At 59.6% G+C, this 14,822-nt stretch carries 15 protein-coding genes; 9 read left to right on the top strand and 6 right to left on the bottom strand.

Features of this window, described 5'->3' with window-relative positions; all coding sequences use genetic code 11:
• Window positions 1–73: 73 nt before the first annotated feature.
• A complete protein-coding gene (locus tag ACR3EP_RS07505; protein ID WP_480637094.1) occupies window positions 74–2,260 on the bottom strand; it encodes a xanthine dehydrogenase family protein molybdopterin-binding subunit in 2,187 nt (728 codons plus the stop codon).
• 3 nt (window positions 2,261–2,263) lie between these two features.
• On the bottom strand, window positions 2,264–2,728 hold the full coding sequence (locus ACR3EP_RS07500) for a (2Fe-2S)-binding protein (protein ID WP_480637092.1): 465 nt from the start codon (window positions 2,726–2,728) through the stop codon (window positions 2,264–2,266).
• Window positions 2,729–2,867: 139 nt separating this feature from the next.
• On the opposite strand from ACR3EP_RS07500, the gene ACR3EP_RS07495 reads away from it, so the two are divergent.
• From ACR3EP_RS07495 to ACR3EP_RS07475, 5 genes are all read left to right on the top strand, one after another.
• A complete protein-coding gene (locus ACR3EP_RS07495) occupies window positions 2,868–3,470 on the top strand; it encodes a TetR/AcrR family transcriptional regulator (protein ID WP_170349142.1) in 603 nt (200 codons plus the stop codon).
• 154 nt (window positions 3,471–3,624) lie between these two features.
• Complete coding sequence (dusA, locus tag ACR3EP_RS07490) at window positions 3,625–4,650, top strand: tRNA dihydrouridine(20/20a) synthase DusA (RefSeq protein ID WP_480637090.1); 1,026 nt, start codon at window positions 3,625–3,627, stop codon at window positions 4,648–4,650.
• A gap of 39 nt (window positions 4,651–4,689) precedes the next feature.
• On the top strand, window positions 4,690–5,514 hold the full coding sequence (locus tag ACR3EP_RS07485) for a sulfite exporter TauE/SafE family protein (RefSeq protein ID WP_480637088.1): 825 nt from the start codon (window positions 4,690–4,692) through the stop codon (window positions 5,512–5,514).
• Complete coding sequence (locus tag ACR3EP_RS07480) at window positions 5,511–6,293, top strand: hypothetical protein (RefSeq protein ID WP_170359120.1); 783 nt, start codon at window positions 5,511–5,513, stop codon at window positions 6,291–6,293. The genes ACR3EP_RS07485 and ACR3EP_RS07480 overlap by 4 nt, the downstream gene beginning before the upstream one ends.
• Before the next feature lie 34 nt (window positions 6,294–6,327).
• A complete protein-coding gene (locus tag ACR3EP_RS07475; RefSeq protein ID WP_480637085.1) occupies window positions 6,328–7,056 on the top strand; it encodes a SpoIIAA family protein in 729 nt (242 codons plus the stop codon).
• A 250-nt stretch (window positions 7,057–7,306) separates the two neighbouring features.
• Here the strand turns inward: ACR3EP_RS07475 and ACR3EP_RS07470 are convergent, their stop codons facing one another.
• From ACR3EP_RS07470 to ACR3EP_RS07455, 4 genes are read right to left on the bottom strand one after another with little or no spacing between them, the layout of a single operon-like run.
• Complete coding sequence (locus ACR3EP_RS07470) at window positions 7,307–7,540, bottom strand: DUF1289 domain-containing protein (RefSeq protein WP_170359116.1); 234 nt, start codon at window positions 7,538–7,540, stop codon at window positions 7,307–7,309.
• A gap of 18 nt (window positions 7,541–7,558) precedes the next feature.
• Entirely contained in the window at window positions 7,559–8,023 is a 465-nt protein-coding gene (gene ruvX, locus ACR3EP_RS07465) for a Holliday junction resolvase RuvX (protein ID WP_170349136.1), read from the bottom strand.
• Window positions 8,020–9,240 carry a c-type cytochrome biogenesis protein CcmI gene (ccmI, locus tag ACR3EP_RS07460; RefSeq protein WP_480637083.1) on the bottom strand — a complete coding sequence of 407 codons (1,221 nt, stop codon included), beginning with the start codon at window positions 9,238–9,240 and terminating at the stop codon, window positions 8,020–8,022. Before ccmI ends, ruvX begins: the two co-directional genes overlap by 4 nt.
• A 26-nt stretch (window positions 9,241–9,266) precedes the next feature.
• A complete protein-coding gene (locus ACR3EP_RS07455; protein ID WP_170349134.1) occupies window positions 9,267–9,437 on the bottom strand; it encodes a hypothetical protein in 171 nt (56 codons plus the stop codon).
• On the opposite strand from ACR3EP_RS07455, the gene ACR3EP_RS07450 reads away from it, so the two are divergent.
• The 4 genes from ACR3EP_RS07450 to ACR3EP_RS07435 all read left to right on the top strand — a co-directional run bounded on the left by ACR3EP_RS07450 (window position 9,436) and on the right by ACR3EP_RS07435 (window position 14,703).
• Complete coding sequence (locus ACR3EP_RS07450; RefSeq protein ID WP_170375896.1) at window positions 9,436–10,680, top strand: sarcosine oxidase subunit beta family protein; 1,245 nt, start codon at window positions 9,436–9,438, stop codon at window positions 10,678–10,680. The two genes, ACR3EP_RS07455 and ACR3EP_RS07450, sit on opposite strands and share 2 nt — an antisense overlap.
• 76 nt (window positions 10,681–10,756) lie before the next feature.
• On the top strand, window positions 10,757–11,086 hold the full coding sequence (locus ACR3EP_RS07445; RefSeq protein ID WP_480637081.1) for a sarcosine oxidase subunit delta: 330 nt from the start codon (window positions 10,757–10,759) through the stop codon (window positions 11,084–11,086).
• Window positions 11,087–11,129: 43 nt separating this feature from the next.
• Complete coding sequence (locus ACR3EP_RS07440) at window positions 11,130–14,144, top strand: sarcosine oxidase subunit alpha family protein (protein ID WP_480637079.1); 3,015 nt, start codon at window positions 11,130–11,132, stop codon at window positions 14,142–14,144.
• On the top strand, window positions 14,137–14,703 hold the full coding sequence (locus ACR3EP_RS07435; protein WP_480637077.1) for a sarcosine oxidase subunit gamma: 567 nt from the start codon (window positions 14,137–14,139) through the stop codon (window positions 14,701–14,703). Before ACR3EP_RS07440 ends, ACR3EP_RS07435 begins: the two co-directional genes overlap by 8 nt.
• Window positions 14,704–14,822 lie beyond the last annotated feature (119 nt).

Here is a 14,822-nt window from a genome sequence, read left to right as displayed (position 1 = left end):
GATCAAATTATTGCCGCAGTGGTTTTGCAGCAAGTTGCTCCGCGCCAGAGGGGGACGGCGCGGAGCAGGGGCTTTAAACGAAGCTGACGCCGTTTTCAGCCATTGGCAGTTCGGCTACATGCGTGCCTGACAATGCGTTGATTGCATTGGCCAACGCCGGGGCCGAGGGTGGGGTGCCTGGTTCGCCAACACCTGTGGGTGCCTCGGCTGATGGAACGATATGTACGTCAATCGCGGCGATGTCGCCAATCCGCAGCGGCTCATAATCCGGGAAGTTGAATTGATCCACAGTGCCATCTGTCAGCGTGATCTGATCCCGCATGACATGCCCGATGCCGTAACCGATGCCGCCTTCCATCTGCGCGCGCACCACATCGGGGTTCACCGCAATGCCACAATCGACTGCACAAGTGACCTTTTCGATCTTGATGCCGTTTTCCGGATCGCCCGATACCTCGACAACCTGAGCGGCATAGGAACCAAAGGACTTGTGAACTGCGATACCCTGCGCGCGACCTGCAGGCGCGTTGCCCCAGTTGCCTTTTTCAGCCGCCAGTTTCAGAACCGTAGCTTTGCGTGCCTGATCCGGGTTGCTGGCGTCGGCAAGGTGCGACAGTCGGAACTTCACCGGATCGCGCCCTGCAGCCTCGGCAACTGCATCCATCATCGTCTCCATGACATAGCCGGTGTGGGTGTGGCCCACAGAGCGCCACCACAGTACAGTCGTTGCCTTCGGCGTGTCGGTCAGCCCAAGCGCCATTCCGGGGATGGCATAAGGACTGTCGGCGATACCTTCGATCGAGCTGTGATCGATCCCGTCATGCACCAGAACGGATTCAAACGGAGTGCCCTTGATGACCGATTGGCCAGCTACCTGATGTTGCCAGCCAACGATGTCGCCATTGGCATTCAGGCCCACACGGACCTTGTGACCAAAGGCAGGGCGGTAATAGCCGCTGCGGATGTCATCCTCACGCGTCCAGACTAGCTTAACCGGGCGCGAGCGGTCGGTGACCACAAAGGCCAGCGCTGCCTCGACTTGGTAATCCGCATCTGGTGTCGCGCGACGCCCGAACGACCCGCCTGCCAGCATCGTCTTGATGTGAATCTTTTCGGGCGGCAGTTGGAAGATTTGCTGATACGCCATGTGCGGGCCGGTCGGCATTTGCGCACCGTCATGCAAGACGATGTCGCCCTCGGCGGTTTGTTCGATGGTGCAGTTCAGAGGCTCCATCGGAGCATGCGCCAGCAGCGGGAAGTAAAAGGTCTTTTCGATGACCTTGTCTGCCCCGTCGATTGCAGCTGCGACTGCTGCGAAGTCCGCCTTGTTCACGTTATAAGTTGGTTCGGCATCCAGTGCGGCCATGATCTCGGCCTTGATCTGATCCGAATGGCGGGTTTCCGCGCCCGACATATCCCAATCAACCTCAAGCGCGTCACGCGCCTGGATCGCGGCCCAGGTGTTTTCGGCGTAAACCGCGACCCCTGCCTGATTGGGCAGAACGGCGGCTGAGATATAGCCTTTGACTTCTTTCGACGCGCTGTCGTCAAAGCCGTTGGCGATACCGCCTTTTGACTCAGGGCGCTTGATCATGGCGACCATCTGGTTTGGCAGGTGAACGTCCATGGCATACATGGCCTGACCGTTGCCTTTGATGGCGGAATCCTTGCGGCGCACGGATTCGTTGCCGATCAGACGGAATTCCGATGGGTCTTTCAGGCGCGGCTCGGCGGGCGCGTCTAGCTGAGAGGCCGCAGCCACAAACTCGGCAATCGGGGCGGATTGGTCGCCCGCTTTGACGATGCCTTCGTCGATGGTGATACCCGCGGCATCCACGCCCCAGCTTTGGGCGGCGGCGGCGATCAGCATTTCGCGCGCGGCGGCACCAGCCTGACGATATTGCATCCACGAATTCGCCATCGCGGTCGACCCGCCGGTGCCCTGAAAGGGGCCGAACAGAAGGTTGTTGTAAACCTGCGCGTTAGATGGCGCGAATTCGTAGTCGATCTGATCCATGCGAAGACCGATTTCTTCGGCGATCAACGTCGGCAGGCCGGTTGCGGGCCCCTGACCTTTTTCAAAGTGTTTAACGATGGCCGTCACTGTGCCATTCGCATCAATCTTGACGAAGGGGTTGAATTGCGCAGTCTCGGATGAGGTCGCAGCCAGCACGCCATCGGCACGCGCACCAACCAGCAGAACAGCACCGGCAGCGGCGGCCCCTTTCAGAAACCCGCGGCGAGAGGTGTTGATGGTCATAGATCAGGCCTCCAGAATTTCGGACGCGCGCTGAATGCCGGCGCGAATGCGTTGATAGGTGGCGCAGCGGCAGGCATTGCCGTGCATGTAATCGTCAATCTCTTCGACGGATGGGGTGGGATTTTCGGACAACAGCCCAACGGCCGACATCACCTGACCCGATTGGCAATAGCCGCACTGAACGACGTCCAACTCAACCCAGGCCTGCTGAATGGCGACGCCGATCTTGTCATTGCCGACGGCCTCGATTGTGGTGATCTCGGCATCTTCGACGTCTTCGATATAGGTCTGGCACGAGCGTACGGGCTCGCCATTCAGGTGTACGGTGCAGGCACCGCACGAGGCGACGCCGCAGCCGAATTTGGTTCCAGTTAGTTTTAATTCATCCCGGATTACCCACAGCAAGGGCGTGCCGGGTTCGGCGTCAACCGTGTGGGTTTCGCCATTCAGTTTCAATGTCAGTGCCATGAGGGGACCTTCCGTGTTGGGCTGGTTACCTGAGTCGGTAAACTGGCGCGTTTACTAGTGGTACAGAATTTCACTCTTGTAAACTCTTGCGTTTACCTAGGATTTGACCGCCCCCTGTCAATAGGTCTATAGCTCTGACATGACCGAATGCAGCGCACCGAATGCGACCAAATACGCGCAGATCATCGAAGCTGCTGTGGCCGAGTTCCAGGACAAGGGCTTTGCCGCAGCCAGCATGGATCGCATCTCGGCGCAGGCCGAGGTGTCTAAGCGTACGCTGTATAAGTATTTCGAAAGCAAGGAAAACCTGTTTCGCTCGATTGTGATCGAGCTGTCCAGCCGCTTTGCCGAAGTGGTCGAAATCCGGTACAAAAAAGGCCGTGATATTCGCGAACAACTGACCGAACTGGCCTGGGCCGAAGGGCGCATCCTGATGATGCCGGATGTGATGGCGATGTCCCGGATGGTGATCAGCGAAACCTTGCGCAGCCCGGCCCTTGCTGCCGAGGCGACAGGCAAACTAGACAAAACTGCCGCCTTCATCGGCATGATGCGGGATGCAGCCGAGGACGGGCAATTGCGGATCGACGATCCGGAACAAGCGGGGCGCGAATTCATCGGCCTGATCAAAGCGCGCGCATTTTGGCCCCTTTTGTTCACCGGGTCTGTGCTGAGCGAGGCCGAAATGGCCGAAACCATCGAAAACAGCGTCGAAATGATGATCAGCCGTTATGCGGTGTAAGGGTCAAAACCCGTCACATATCATCCGCCCTGGCTGAGATTCGTCACGAAACTGACAATTTGGCATTCCGAGTGGCACTCGATCCCGAAATAGTGCTACAGGGCTGTTCTGAAATGATCCCCTGAGGAACAAGGCCAAGACGGGCGCGGAAAGTATGTCGAATTTAGCAGAAAACACAGCCCTGAAAGGGGGTGGACTTAGGCGCGCGGCCCGTCTGTCCGTTGCCCCCATGATGGACTGGACGGATCGGCACTGTCGCTATCTGCACCGGCTGCTCAGTGGGCAGGCGTTGCTTTACACGGAAATGGTGACGGCCCCAGCGCTGGTGCGCGGTGGGGCGATGCATTTGCTGAGATACAGCCCTCAGGAACACCCCGTAGCGCTGCAACTGGGCGGGTCCGACCCAAAGGAATTGGCGCAGGCAGCGCGGCTTGGGACCGAGGCGGGTTATGATGAGGTCAACCTGAACTGCGGCTGCCCTTCGGATCGGGTGCAGTCCGGCACGTTTGGGGCGGTTTTGATGAAGGACCCGGGCCGGGTTGCCGAATGCGTATCTGCTATGCGTGAGGTTGTGGATGTTGACGTGACGGTCAAATGCCGGATCGGCGTGGATGAACAAAACCCCGAAGAGGTTCTGCCAACATTTCTGGACCAAATCCGCGCGGCCGGTTGCGAACGGGTGACAATCCACGCGCGTAAGGCTTGGTTGCAGGGTCTCAGCCCCAAGGAAAACCGCGATATTCCGCCTTTGGATTATGATCTGGTTCACCGGATGAAGGCGGCATTTCCCGATCTGCATATCTCGATCAATGGGGGTATTACCTCTCTGGATCAAGCGCGAACGCATCTTGAGGCAGGGCTGGACGGCGTCATGATCGGGCGCGCGGCCTATCATCAGCCGACCGACATTTTGGCGGAAGCCGACCCGCTGATCTACGGCACCGGGCAGGCCGCTGATCCTGTCGAAGTTGTGCAGGAAATGGTTTCCTATGTTGAGGCTCACCTTGTCGAAGGGGGCCGGTTGCACCAGATCACTCGTCATATGCTGGGCTTGTTTGCCGGTCGCCCCGGTGCGCGGGCCTGGCGGCGGGCCTTGTCCGAAGGCGCGGTGCATGAGGGCGCGGGCCCCGAGGTAATGTTGCAGGCACTGGAGCACGTGGCGCCTCTGGTCGAGGTTTGAGCGGATCAAGATACGGCCATAGGCCGTTATGGGGGGAAGATGCCCGAGACGATGTTGCTGGCCCAGATGCTGGGCCTTTTGCTTGTAATCGGGGCGCTGGCCGGTGTGCTGGCCGGATTGCTGGGCGTTGGCGGGGGCATCGTGCTGGTTCCGGCCTTTTTCTATGCGTTTCAGACGCTTGGCTATGGCGGCCCGCAGTTGATGCAGCTGTGTCTGGCGACCTCTCTGGCGACGATCATCGTGACCTCTGTACGATCGGTGCTGTCGCACAACAAGAAAGGCGCAGTGGACTGGGATATCCTGCGCGGCTGGGGGCCTGGGATTGCGGTCGGGGCGATCATCGGCGTTCTGGTGGCCTCGGCGCTGCGGACCGAGGTTCTGCAGATTTTGTTTGGCGTGCTGGGGATGGTCATCGGGGCCTATCTTGGGCTAGGCAAATCTGAATGGCGGTTGGGTGACGCCATGCCCAAAGGGATCAAACGTGCCGTACTGTCGCCCCCCGTGGGCTTTCTTTCGGTGTTGATGGGGATCGGAGGCGGCAGTTTCGGCGTGCCACTGATGAGCCTTTACAACACGCCCATTCACCGCGCCGTGGCAACTGCTGCCGGTTTTGGCGTGATCATCGCGGTGCCTTCGGTTCTGGGCTTTCTGTTTCTGGACGTTCCGCCGGAACACCGCCCGCCTCTGACCATCGGGGCGGTCAATCTGGTCGCATTTGGTATCGTTGTCGCCATGACGACAATCACCGCACCGTTGGGGGTAAAGCTGGCTCATGCGATGAACCCCAAACCCCTCAGACGCGTGTTTGCGGTGTTCCTGACGCTGGTCGCCCTGAACATGCTGCGTAAGGCACTGGGGTTATGAGCGATTTTCACGAAAATGGCTGGATCAGGTTCCCCTTCGATCCGGTGCTGGCCGAGTGGGTAGGGCACGCGCTGCCCGCTGCCCGTGCATCTGTCACTGACCCAGCCCATGCCCAATGGCTGGATTGTGAGGGGACATGGTTTATTGGCGTCGACGCGTTGGACAATGACCCGCGGGGCAGGGTTGGGCAATCGGGGGTGTTGTCCGGCCAGGCCATGGATTTCATCACCGATCAGTACGGAGAACTGCCGCTACACAAGGGGCAGGTCTCGGTCATCTACCCCGGCTATCCACGCCCGCGACAGGGCGAAAGCGCCAGCGCCGGGCAGTATCGGTTGAAGCGGGACGCGGCACATGTGGACGGGTTGCGGCCCGCGGGACCGGATCGGCGGCGGCGCGTGGATGAGCCGCATGCGTGGATATTGGGCATTCCTCTGAACGATGCCAGTATTGATGCCGCCCCCATGGTGCTGTGGGAAGGCAGTCATAAAATCCTGCGCGCCGCGTTCAAACACGCGCTGGACGGGCACCCACGCAATAGTCTGCATCAGGTGGATATAACCGAGGCATATCAGGCTGCGCGCCGCGAAGTTTTCGACACTTGTCCACGCATCGAATTGCCCGCCAAACCCGGTGAGGCCTACCTGTTGCACCGTCATTGCCTGCATGGGGTGGCCCCATGGGGCGCCAATGCCTCGGCCGGGGCGGATGGACGCATGATCGCCTATTTCCGCCCCGAGTGCGCCGGGGGAGTAGCCGAATGGATCGAATCCGCCTAACCTCCTGCCATTATTCGGATTTGGAGGTTTTTTGATGATTACGGTCCACAGGAATTCGGACGGAGCATTGCTGGAAGTCGAACTGTCCGGCGAGGTGACCAGTACTGATTACAGCGAGGTTCTGGTGCCCGCTATCGAGGCCGCATTGACCGAACATGACAACGTGCGTCTGCTGGCCGTCGTTCAGCCGGAATTCAAGGGTTACGATCTGAATGCCGCTTGGGCCGATACAAAGCTGGGGCTGAGCCACTGGCGCGGATTTGATCGCATTGGCGTGGCGGCGGATCAGGGTTGGGTAAAGACCAGTATCCGCCTGGCTGCCCCGATCATGCCATGCCCGGTGCAAGTCTTTGCCCTTTCCGATCTAGAAGCCGCCAGACGCTGGATGCGCGAATCTTTGGGGTCGATTCACGTGGTTGATCTGGGTGGGCCGTGCATTCAGATCAGCCTCTTGGGAAAGCTGGACCCCGACGAATTCAGCCGGGCGGAACGGGACCTCGATAACCTGTTGCAAGCCAAGGAGGGGTTCCGGTTGTTGATCGACTTGCGGGAATTTGACGGCTGGCAGGGTCTGTCAGCGCTGGCATCGCATTTCAAACTGGTTCGGAATCATGCCGGGATGCTGGATCGCGCGGCCATCGTTGGGGACAAAACGTGGCAACATATGGCGCAACGGGCGGCCAGTCATGTTCTGGGCACGAGAACTCAGTTCTTTGCATCTGAGGATATCGAAAATGCCAAATCCTGGCTGGCTGCCGGGTAGGCCAAGACTAAACCTGACGCTTACGTCAGGTCATGCTAGGTCAGGCTTTGTTTTTCTTGATTGAATGGTCAAAAAACGATTAGCAATGTCTTGTTCTTCCGCGTAACCACTTCGGAGGAACCTGAAAACTGAAGCGCGTCGCTGTGGGTTGCCACTCACTCACCACAAGTGTTCGAACTTGATCCCCCTCGAAGTTCAGACCAACCTGCAGCGGCGCAGATTCAGTCCATGTCCTCGATCTGGATAGAATTTAAGACTTTTTCAGGCGTGCGGCACGACCACCCCGGCGTTTGGTCAGCTGGGGTTTGCGTGAGGGCAGGTTTTCCATGATCTCAGCACGCTCGTTGCTGTCCATTTTAGACCAGCGCGAGATTTCGTCGATCGTGCGGTAGCAACCGGTACAGATACGTTCGGTCGGGTGAACGACGCAGATCTGGATACAGGGGCTTTCGACCTCGTTCCTTTTCCAAACCATGTTCGTCATTGCCGTATCCCGTTGCAACTAAAGAAAGCGCAGCCTGTCCAGCGCCCCTTGCAGAATATAGCCAGCGGCGACGTGATCGATAACCTGTCCGCGACGTTTTCGTGTCGTATCCGCCTCAAGCAGTGCCTTTTCGGCCGCAACCGTGCTGAGCCGTTCGTCCCAGAACCCGATGGAAACTTCGGTCAGCCGCGACAGGTTTCGGGCAAAGGCGCGGGTGGATTGGCAGCGGGGGCCTTCGGTTCCGTCCATGTTTTTCGGCAGACCCAGAATGACACCGCCAATCTCGCGGTCAGCGATCAGTTCAAGCAATCGCGCAGAATCCAGGGTGAATTTTTTGCGCCGCACGGTCTCCAACGGGCTGGCCACACCGCGCATCCGGTCCGAGACGGCGACCCCGATGGTTTTTTCGCCCAGATCCAGACCCATCAGCGCAGTCATCGGCGGCAGGGCGGCAGCAAATTCTTCGAATGCATCGTGAATCATTGTGCAATTCCGGCCTGCAAAGCGGCGGCGTCGATCAGTTCGATGGCATCGGCATTTCCGGCAAAGACTTCCATAGCCTCGTTTTTGATGTCGATGGCCCGCTGACCTTCGCCCAACACGCCAAGGGCTGCAATCAGACGCGCCCATTCCTCGGGTGAACCGCCCTCAGAGGCCAGACGTTCAGACAGTTGGTTGACCATGCCCTTGATCATTTCTTGCCGTTCTTCCGGTGTCAGTTCGGCTGCGGCGTCGACGTCACCCTGACTGGGGCCGGGGGCAGCAGGTATTTCAGGCGCGTTGAATACTCCGGCGCGGAAAGCCAGCTCGTCCAATTGGGCCCGAATGGCATCGGCCCATGGCGCGCCGGCAGGGGCATCGCGGAGGGCATCGACCCAGACCCGGTATCCAACGTCGGGGCGTCCGATCTGCACCATCATCTGCCCTAGATAGTATTGCGCCGGCCCATGGCGCGGGTCGCGTTTCAGCGCCTGCCTCAATGCCTCTTCGGCCTCGGGCGAGACATAGCCGCCCACGGACAGGATCATCATCTCGGCCAGATGTGAAAAGGCATCGGCGGGGATATCGTCGCCAGACAGCTCGATCACACGTTGCTGGGCTGCGTAAGCGGCGGGAAAATTGCCTGCATTCGCCTCGTGTTGAGCCAGCAGGATATGGCCCTGCAGATCATCGGGGCGTGCTGCAACAGTCTCGCGCAACTGATTCAGAAGATCGGCATAACTCTCATCCAGCTGCGGCAATTGTGCGGGCGGGGCGGCTGCTTCGGCTTCGGCCTGGCTGGGGCGTTCGGCACGCAGAGTTTCGGCTTGCTCCAGCCGCAGCGACAAGGGTTGATCCGGCAGCCCTGCGGCACCCATCTGGCGATACATCCAGATCGCACCGCCCACGACGACAAGCGCGATGACAGCAAAGGCGGTAACGCTTGCCCAGCGAGGAGGTCCGGCGCGATCAACCCCAGCCTGCATCTGCGCGTCGGCGGCCAGAATGCGGCGTGAGATTTCCGTGCGGACCCGGTCTGCGTCGGCCTCGCCGATAACGCCACGGGCCAGATCCTTGTCCACGCCCGCCAGCTGCTCGCGATAGACACGCAGATCATATGCCGCCGCAGGCTCACGTGTTTTGCGGCTGCGGAGCAGGGAAAAGCCCAGGAACAGGGCAATCAGCAGTGCGGTTAGAATGGTGACGACCAGGAACGACATGGTTTCTCCGATATGGCTGCCCTGACTTAGACCTCTCGGCGGGGCGACAAAAGGGACAAATGGCCGCGAGAGGACGTCATGTCGCAATAAAAGGGCGGATGTCGCAATAGTTCGATATTGTGGCGCTGTGCGGCAGGGGTAAAGTGTTCGCGCACGGCATATCTGCGCCAATCACCGAACCGGATGGATTCGCTCATGAAACACTACTCAGCCTTTGCTGTGGCGCGGGAGGCCCTGCGCTATCACACCGGATGGGAGCGCGCGTGGCGCTCGCCCGAACCGAAAAAGCGGTACGACGTGATAATCGTCGGCGCAGGGGGGCATGGTCTGGCGACCGCCTATTATCTTGGCAAGAATTACGGCATCCAGAACGTCGCCGTGATCGAAAAAGGCTGGCTGGGCGGTGGCAACACCGGGCGCAACACGACCATCATCCGGTCGAATTACCTGCAGGATCCGTCGGCGGCGATCTATGAAAAGGCGCGTGGTCTGTACGAGGACCTGAGCCAGGACCTGAACTATAACATCATGTTCAGCCCCCGCGGTGTGATGATGCTGGCGCAGACACAGCACGAAATCCGCGGTTATCAGCGCACCGCCCATGCCAATGCGCTGCAGGGCGTTCAGACGGAGTGGATTGAGCCCGAACGTGTCAAACAGCTGGTTCCGATCATCAATATCGACGGTCCGCGCTATCCGGTTCTGGGGGCTCTGTGGCAGGAACGCGGCGGCACAGCGCGGCACGATGCTGTGGCGTGGGGCTATGCCCGCGCGTGTTCGGCCATGGGCATGGACATCATCCAGCAATGCGAAGTCACAGGTGTGCGTTCTCAGGACGGCCGTGTCGTTGGCGTAGATACCACCAAAGGCGCGATTGACTGCGAAAAGCTGGGCATCGTGGTCGCAGGCCATTCAGGTCAGCTGGCCGAGATGGCAGGCTTCCGTCTTCCGCTTGAGGCGATCGCCCTGCAAGCGCTGGTATCTGAACCGATCAAGCCTTGCATGGACGTGGTCGTGATGGCCAACACCGTGCACGGTTACATGTCTCAGTCCGACAAGGGTGAGATGGTGATTGGTGGCGGTACTGATGCCTATAACAACTTCACTCAGCGCGGGTCCTTCCACCATATCGAGGAAACCGTCCGCGCGTTGGTCGAGACCTTCCCGATGATTTCGCGTCTGAAGATGCTACGCCAGTGGGGTGGTATCGTGGACATGACCGGTGACCGCTCGCCCATCCTGTCGAAGACGCCGCTACAAGGCTGCTTCATCAACGGTGGTTGGGGCACAGGTGGCTTCAAGGCAATCCCGGGATCCGGCTGGGGGATGGCGCAGTTGATGGCCACCGGCCATTCGCCGCTGACCGAAGCGTTCTCGTTGGATCGTTTCAAAGAGGGCCGCTTCATCGACGAAAGCGTTGCCGCCGGAGTGGCGCACTAAGGGCGCGGCTCGAGGTTGCCCACAAACAGAATTCAGGTCGGCCATTGTGCCGACCGACCGCCAAAAGGATGAACACATGCTGATCCTGAATTGCCCGTATTGCGGCATCGACGCCGAAGAAACCGAACTGGCCGCTGGTGGCGAGGCGCATCTGAAGCGTTTCGGTCCGGGCTCGTCGGATGACGAGTTCCACGACTACCTGTTCATGCGCGAAAACCCCAAAGGCGTCCATTTGGAACGCTGGCGCCACGCAAATGGCTGTGGCAAGTGGTTCCACGCCGCGCGCTGTACCCAGACGCTTGAGGTGTTTGGCACGTATTCCGCACAGGTCACCGAACCTCCGAAAGAGATTAAGGATGCCATCTCGGCCAAGCGCCCCGGCTGGACTTGGAGAGAGTTCGAATGACCCGCGTCACCACCCGTAATTCCGCCTGCGAAAGGTCCGCAACATGAGCACCCGTCTCGCAAAACAAGGCCGGCTGATTGACCGGTCGAAACAGGTCACCTTTACCTTCAACGGCACCTCGATGCAGGGTTACGAGGGCGATACGCTCGCCTCGGCCCTGCTGGCCAATGATCAGATGATGATGGGCCGGTCGTTCAAGTATCACCGCCCGCGCGGCGTTGTCGCCAGCGGCGCGGAAGAGCCGAACGCACTGGTCGGTCTGGGGCAGGGCAACCGGTTCGAGCCGAACCAGCGCGCCACCACGACCGAGTTGTTCAACGGTCTGACCGCGATTTCACAGAACCACTGGCCGAACCTTGAATTCGACATCGGGGCGGTGAACACGCATCTGTCTCGCTTTCTGCCGGCTGGCTTCTACTACAAGATGTTCATCCACCCCAAGCCGTTCTGGAAACACGTTTATGAGCCGTTCATCCGCCAGTCGGCCGGTTTGGGCAAAGCGCCCGACAAAGACAACCGTGACGCGGACACCTATGAGCATTTTTATGCCTTCACCGATGTTCTGGTAATCGGCGGCGGTGTGGCCGGTCTGCAGGCCGCAAAGGCGGCAGCTGCGTCCGGCGCCAAGGTGATGCTGATCGAACAGACAGCCCATTGGGGAGGGCGCGCTCCGGTCGATGGTGGCACCGTTGATGGCGCACCTGTGGATAAGTTCGTGGATCAATTGGTTTCCGAACTGGAAACAATGGACAACGTTACCATGCGATTGCGCTGCATGGGCGCGGGTGTCTATGACCACGGATATGTGCTGGGATATGAGCGTCTGACTGACCATACTCCGGGCATTCAGGGCCCACGCCACCGCCTGTGGCGCATCCGTGCCAAGCAGGTTGTGACCGCAACCGGTGCAATTGAACGTCCGCTGTCTTTCGCGGGCAACGATGTCCCGGGTGTGATGCTCGCTTCGGCCATGCGCGACTATGTGGTGAACTGGGGTGTCACCCCGGGCGAGCGCGTGATCGTTGCCACCAACAATGACGATGGGTATCGCACCGCGATCATCCTGAAACAGGCCGGAGTGGACGTCCTGCGCGTGATAGATGCACGCGCCGCTGCGGGCCCGATGGCCGAAGAGGCGCGTCAGCTCGGTATCCGGGTTGACCCCGGAAAAGCCGTCGCCAAAGTCAAAGGTGGCAAGCGCGTCAAAAAGGTCGCGATCTGCAATCAGGAAGGTATCGGTGGCGCTCGCGAAGAAGTTGAGTGCGATGCCGTTGCCATGTCGGGTGGCTGGTCTCCGGTCGTTCATTTGTGGTCGCATTGCGGTGGCAAACTGATCTGGGACGACGCGAACGCCCATTTCCGTCCTGACCCCGAACGTCCACCGCTGGGCGCGAACGGCGAGGGCTTTGTCGTAGCTGCCGGTTCCGCCAACGGCCCGCTGGCGCTGGGCGATGTTCTGGGTGACGCACAAACCGCAGGTGAGGCCGCAGCCAATGGCGCGGGTTTCAAACCCAAGACATCCGACGCGCCGAAGGGTGAAACCACGGCCGAGGCCGCGATGGAGCCGGTCTGGCTGATGCCCGCCAATGCCGAGGTTCAACTGCGCATGAAGTCCTGGCTGGATTTCCAGAACGACGTCAAAGTGTCCGACGTCCAACTGGCGGCGCGTGAAGGCTATGAAAGCGTTGAACACACCAAGCGCTACACGACGCTGGGTATGGCGACGGATCAGGGTAAGTTGAGCAATATCAACGGTCTGGCGATCCTAGCTGATGCGTTGGACTCCGAGATTCCGAAAGTCGGTACCACCACATTCCGTCCACCGTATACTCCGATTTCGATGGGGTCGATTGGCGGCGAAGCGCGGGGCGACGTGTTCCAACCGATCCGTCAAACCCCGATGCACGACTGGCACGACAAAAACGGTGCCGATTGGGAGCCGGTCGGCCACTGGCGCCGGACCTATGCTTATGTCCGCCCCGGTGAATCCGTACATGACGCGGTGAATCGCGAGGTCAAGAACACGCGCGAAAACCTCGGCCTGCTGGACGCATCGACGCTGGGCAAGCTGATCGTCAAAGGCCCGGACGCAGGCAAGTTCCTGGACATGATGTACACTAACATGATGTCCACGCTGAAGGTCGGCAAATGCCGCTATGGCCTGATGTGCTCGGAAAACGGCTTTCTGATCGACGACGGCGTTGTTGCCCGCATCGATGAGGACACATGGCTGTGCCACACAACCACCGGCGGAGCGGAACGTATCCACGGCCATATGGAAGAATGGCTGCAGACCGAATGGTGGGACTGGAAAGTTTATGTCGCCAACGTGACGGAGCAATACGCTCAGGTGGCCGTTGTCGGCCCCAACGCCCGCAAGGTATTGGAGAAGCTGGGCGGCATGGATGTGTCCAAAGAGGCGCTGCCGTTCATGGAGTGGCGCGATGGCAAGATCGGCGACTTCGACTGCCGTGCCTATCGCATCTCGTTCTCGGGCGAGCTGTCCTATGAGATCGCCGTTCCTGCGTCTCAGGGGCAGGCGTTCTGGGATGCTCTGGTCGTGGCAGGACAGGAGTTCGGAGTGATGCCTTATGGCACCGAATGTCTGCACATCCTGCGGGCCGAGAAGGGCTTTATCATGATCGGGGATGAGACCGACGGCACCGTGATCCCGCAGGATCTGGGGCTGCATTGGGCCCTGTCCAAGAAGAAAGAGGACTACCTCGGCAAACGCGCCCATTCGCGCACCCATATGGCCGATCCGGACCGCTGGAAACTGGTGGGGCTTGAGACTGTGGATGGTTCCGTTATTCCTGACGGTGCTTACGCAGTAGGCGACGGCGTCAACGCCAACGGCCAGCGTAATATGATCGGTCGCGTTACCTCGACCTATTACTCGGCCAATCTGGGCAAAGGCATCGCCATGGGCCTGATCAAGCACGGACCCGACCGGATGGGTGAGATCGTCGAGTTCCCGGGTACCGACGGCAAAACCTATAAAGCCAAGATCGTGGACCCGATCTTCTATGACAAAGACGGGGAGAAGCAGAATGTCTGAACCCATCAGCGCACTGAATCACGCCGGCTATGACGGTATTGTCAAAGTCGAGGAATGTGGCCTGCAGGGTATGATCACCCTGCGGGGCGACCTGTCCGATAAGTTGCTGGTCAAAGCGGTCAAGGATGCCACAGGCCAGAAAGTACCCGGCCAGCGTGAATCTCTGGTCAATGGTGACACCGGCGTTTGCTGGATGTCCACGGACGAATTGCTGGTGCTAGTGCCGTATGCCGAAGTGGAGGCCAAGTTGGCCGCAATGGCAAACGCGCTCAGCGGCACACACGCGTTGGCGGTCAATGTCTCGGACGCGCGGGCCGTATTCCGCATCTCGGGCGCCAGCGCGCGCGAGGTGGTTGGCAAATTGGCCCCGGTCGATCTGTCGGTCGAGGCGTTCCAACCTGGCCAAATCCGCCGCTCGCGCTTGGCGCAAGTGGCAGGGGCGTTCTGGATGGACGACGCCGAGACCTTCCGTGTTGTCTGTTTCCGGTCGGCCGCGGATTACGTGTTCAAACTGCTCAAGGTTGCGGCGCAGCCAGGCAGTGAGGTTGGATTTTATTGACCTCATAAACCCCGCAGAAAAGTTACAAATAACAGCCGCCTTTCCCCAAAAAGGCGGCTGTTTTCTTTTTCATCTTGCGCAACAATTCGATGCCCTTTTATGAGAGAGGTGCAAAGGCA

The sequence above is a fragment of the Ruegeria sp. BB10 genome (assembly GCF_056535725.1).
This window is presented reverse-complemented; position numbering and strand designations above follow the sequence as displayed.

What these genes read in the sequence shown, in the direction of transcription:
- ACR3EP_RS07505 (WP_480637094.1), bottom strand. Translation starts at nt 2,260, where the DNA reads ATGACCATCAACACCTCTCGCCGCGGGTTTCTGAAAGGGGCCGCCGCT.
- ruvX (WP_170349136.1), bottom strand. Translation starts at nt 8,023, where the DNA reads ATGATTCACGATGCATTCGAAGAATTTGCTGCCGCCCTGCCGCCGATG.
- ACR3EP_RS07435 (WP_480637077.1), top strand. Translation starts at nt 14,137, where the DNA reads ATGTCTGAACCCATCAGCGCACTGAATCACGCCGGCTATGACGGTATT.
- ACR3EP_RS07445 (WP_480637081.1), top strand. Translation starts at nt 10,757, where the DNA reads ATGCTGATCCTGAATTGCCCGTATTGCGGCATCGACGCCGAAGAAACC.
- ACR3EP_RS07500 (WP_480637092.1), bottom strand. Translation starts at nt 2,728, where the DNA reads ATGGCACTGACATTGAAACTGAATGGCGAAACCCACACGGTTGACGCC.
- ACR3EP_RS07455 (WP_170349134.1), bottom strand. Translation starts at nt 9,437, where the DNA reads ATGAGCGAATCCATCCGGTTCGGTGATTGGCGCAGATATGCCGTGCGC.
- ACR3EP_RS07485 (WP_480637088.1), top strand. Translation starts at nt 4,690, where the DNA reads ATGCCCGAGACGATGTTGCTGGCCCAGATGCTGGGCCTTTTGCTTGTA.
- ACR3EP_RS07470 (WP_170359116.1), bottom strand. Translation starts at nt 7,540, where the DNA reads ATGACGAACATGGTTTGGAAAAGGAACGAGGTCGAAAGCCCCTGTATC.
- ACR3EP_RS07480 (WP_170359120.1), top strand. Translation starts at nt 5,511, where the DNA reads ATGAGCGATTTTCACGAAAATGGCTGGATCAGGTTCCCCTTCGATCCG.
- ACR3EP_RS07495 (WP_170349142.1), top strand. Translation starts at nt 2,868, where the DNA reads ATGACCGAATGCAGCGCACCGAATGCGACCAAATACGCGCAGATCATC.
- ccmI (WP_480637083.1), bottom strand. Translation starts at nt 9,240, where the DNA reads ATGTCGTTCCTGGTCGTCACCATTCTAACCGCACTGCTGATTGCCCTG.
- ACR3EP_RS07440 (WP_480637079.1), top strand. Translation starts at nt 11,130, where the DNA reads ATGAGCACCCGTCTCGCAAAACAAGGCCGGCTGATTGACCGGTCGAAA.
- dusA (WP_480637090.1), top strand. Translation starts at nt 3,625, where the DNA reads ATGTCGAATTTAGCAGAAAACACAGCCCTGAAAGGGGGTGGACTTAGG.
- ACR3EP_RS07475 (WP_480637085.1), top strand. Translation starts at nt 6,328, where the DNA reads ATGATTACGGTCCACAGGAATTCGGACGGAGCATTGCTGGAAGTCGAA.
- ACR3EP_RS07450 (WP_170375896.1), top strand. Translation starts at nt 9,436, where the DNA reads ATGAAACACTACTCAGCCTTTGCTGTGGCGCGGGAGGCCCTGCGCTAT.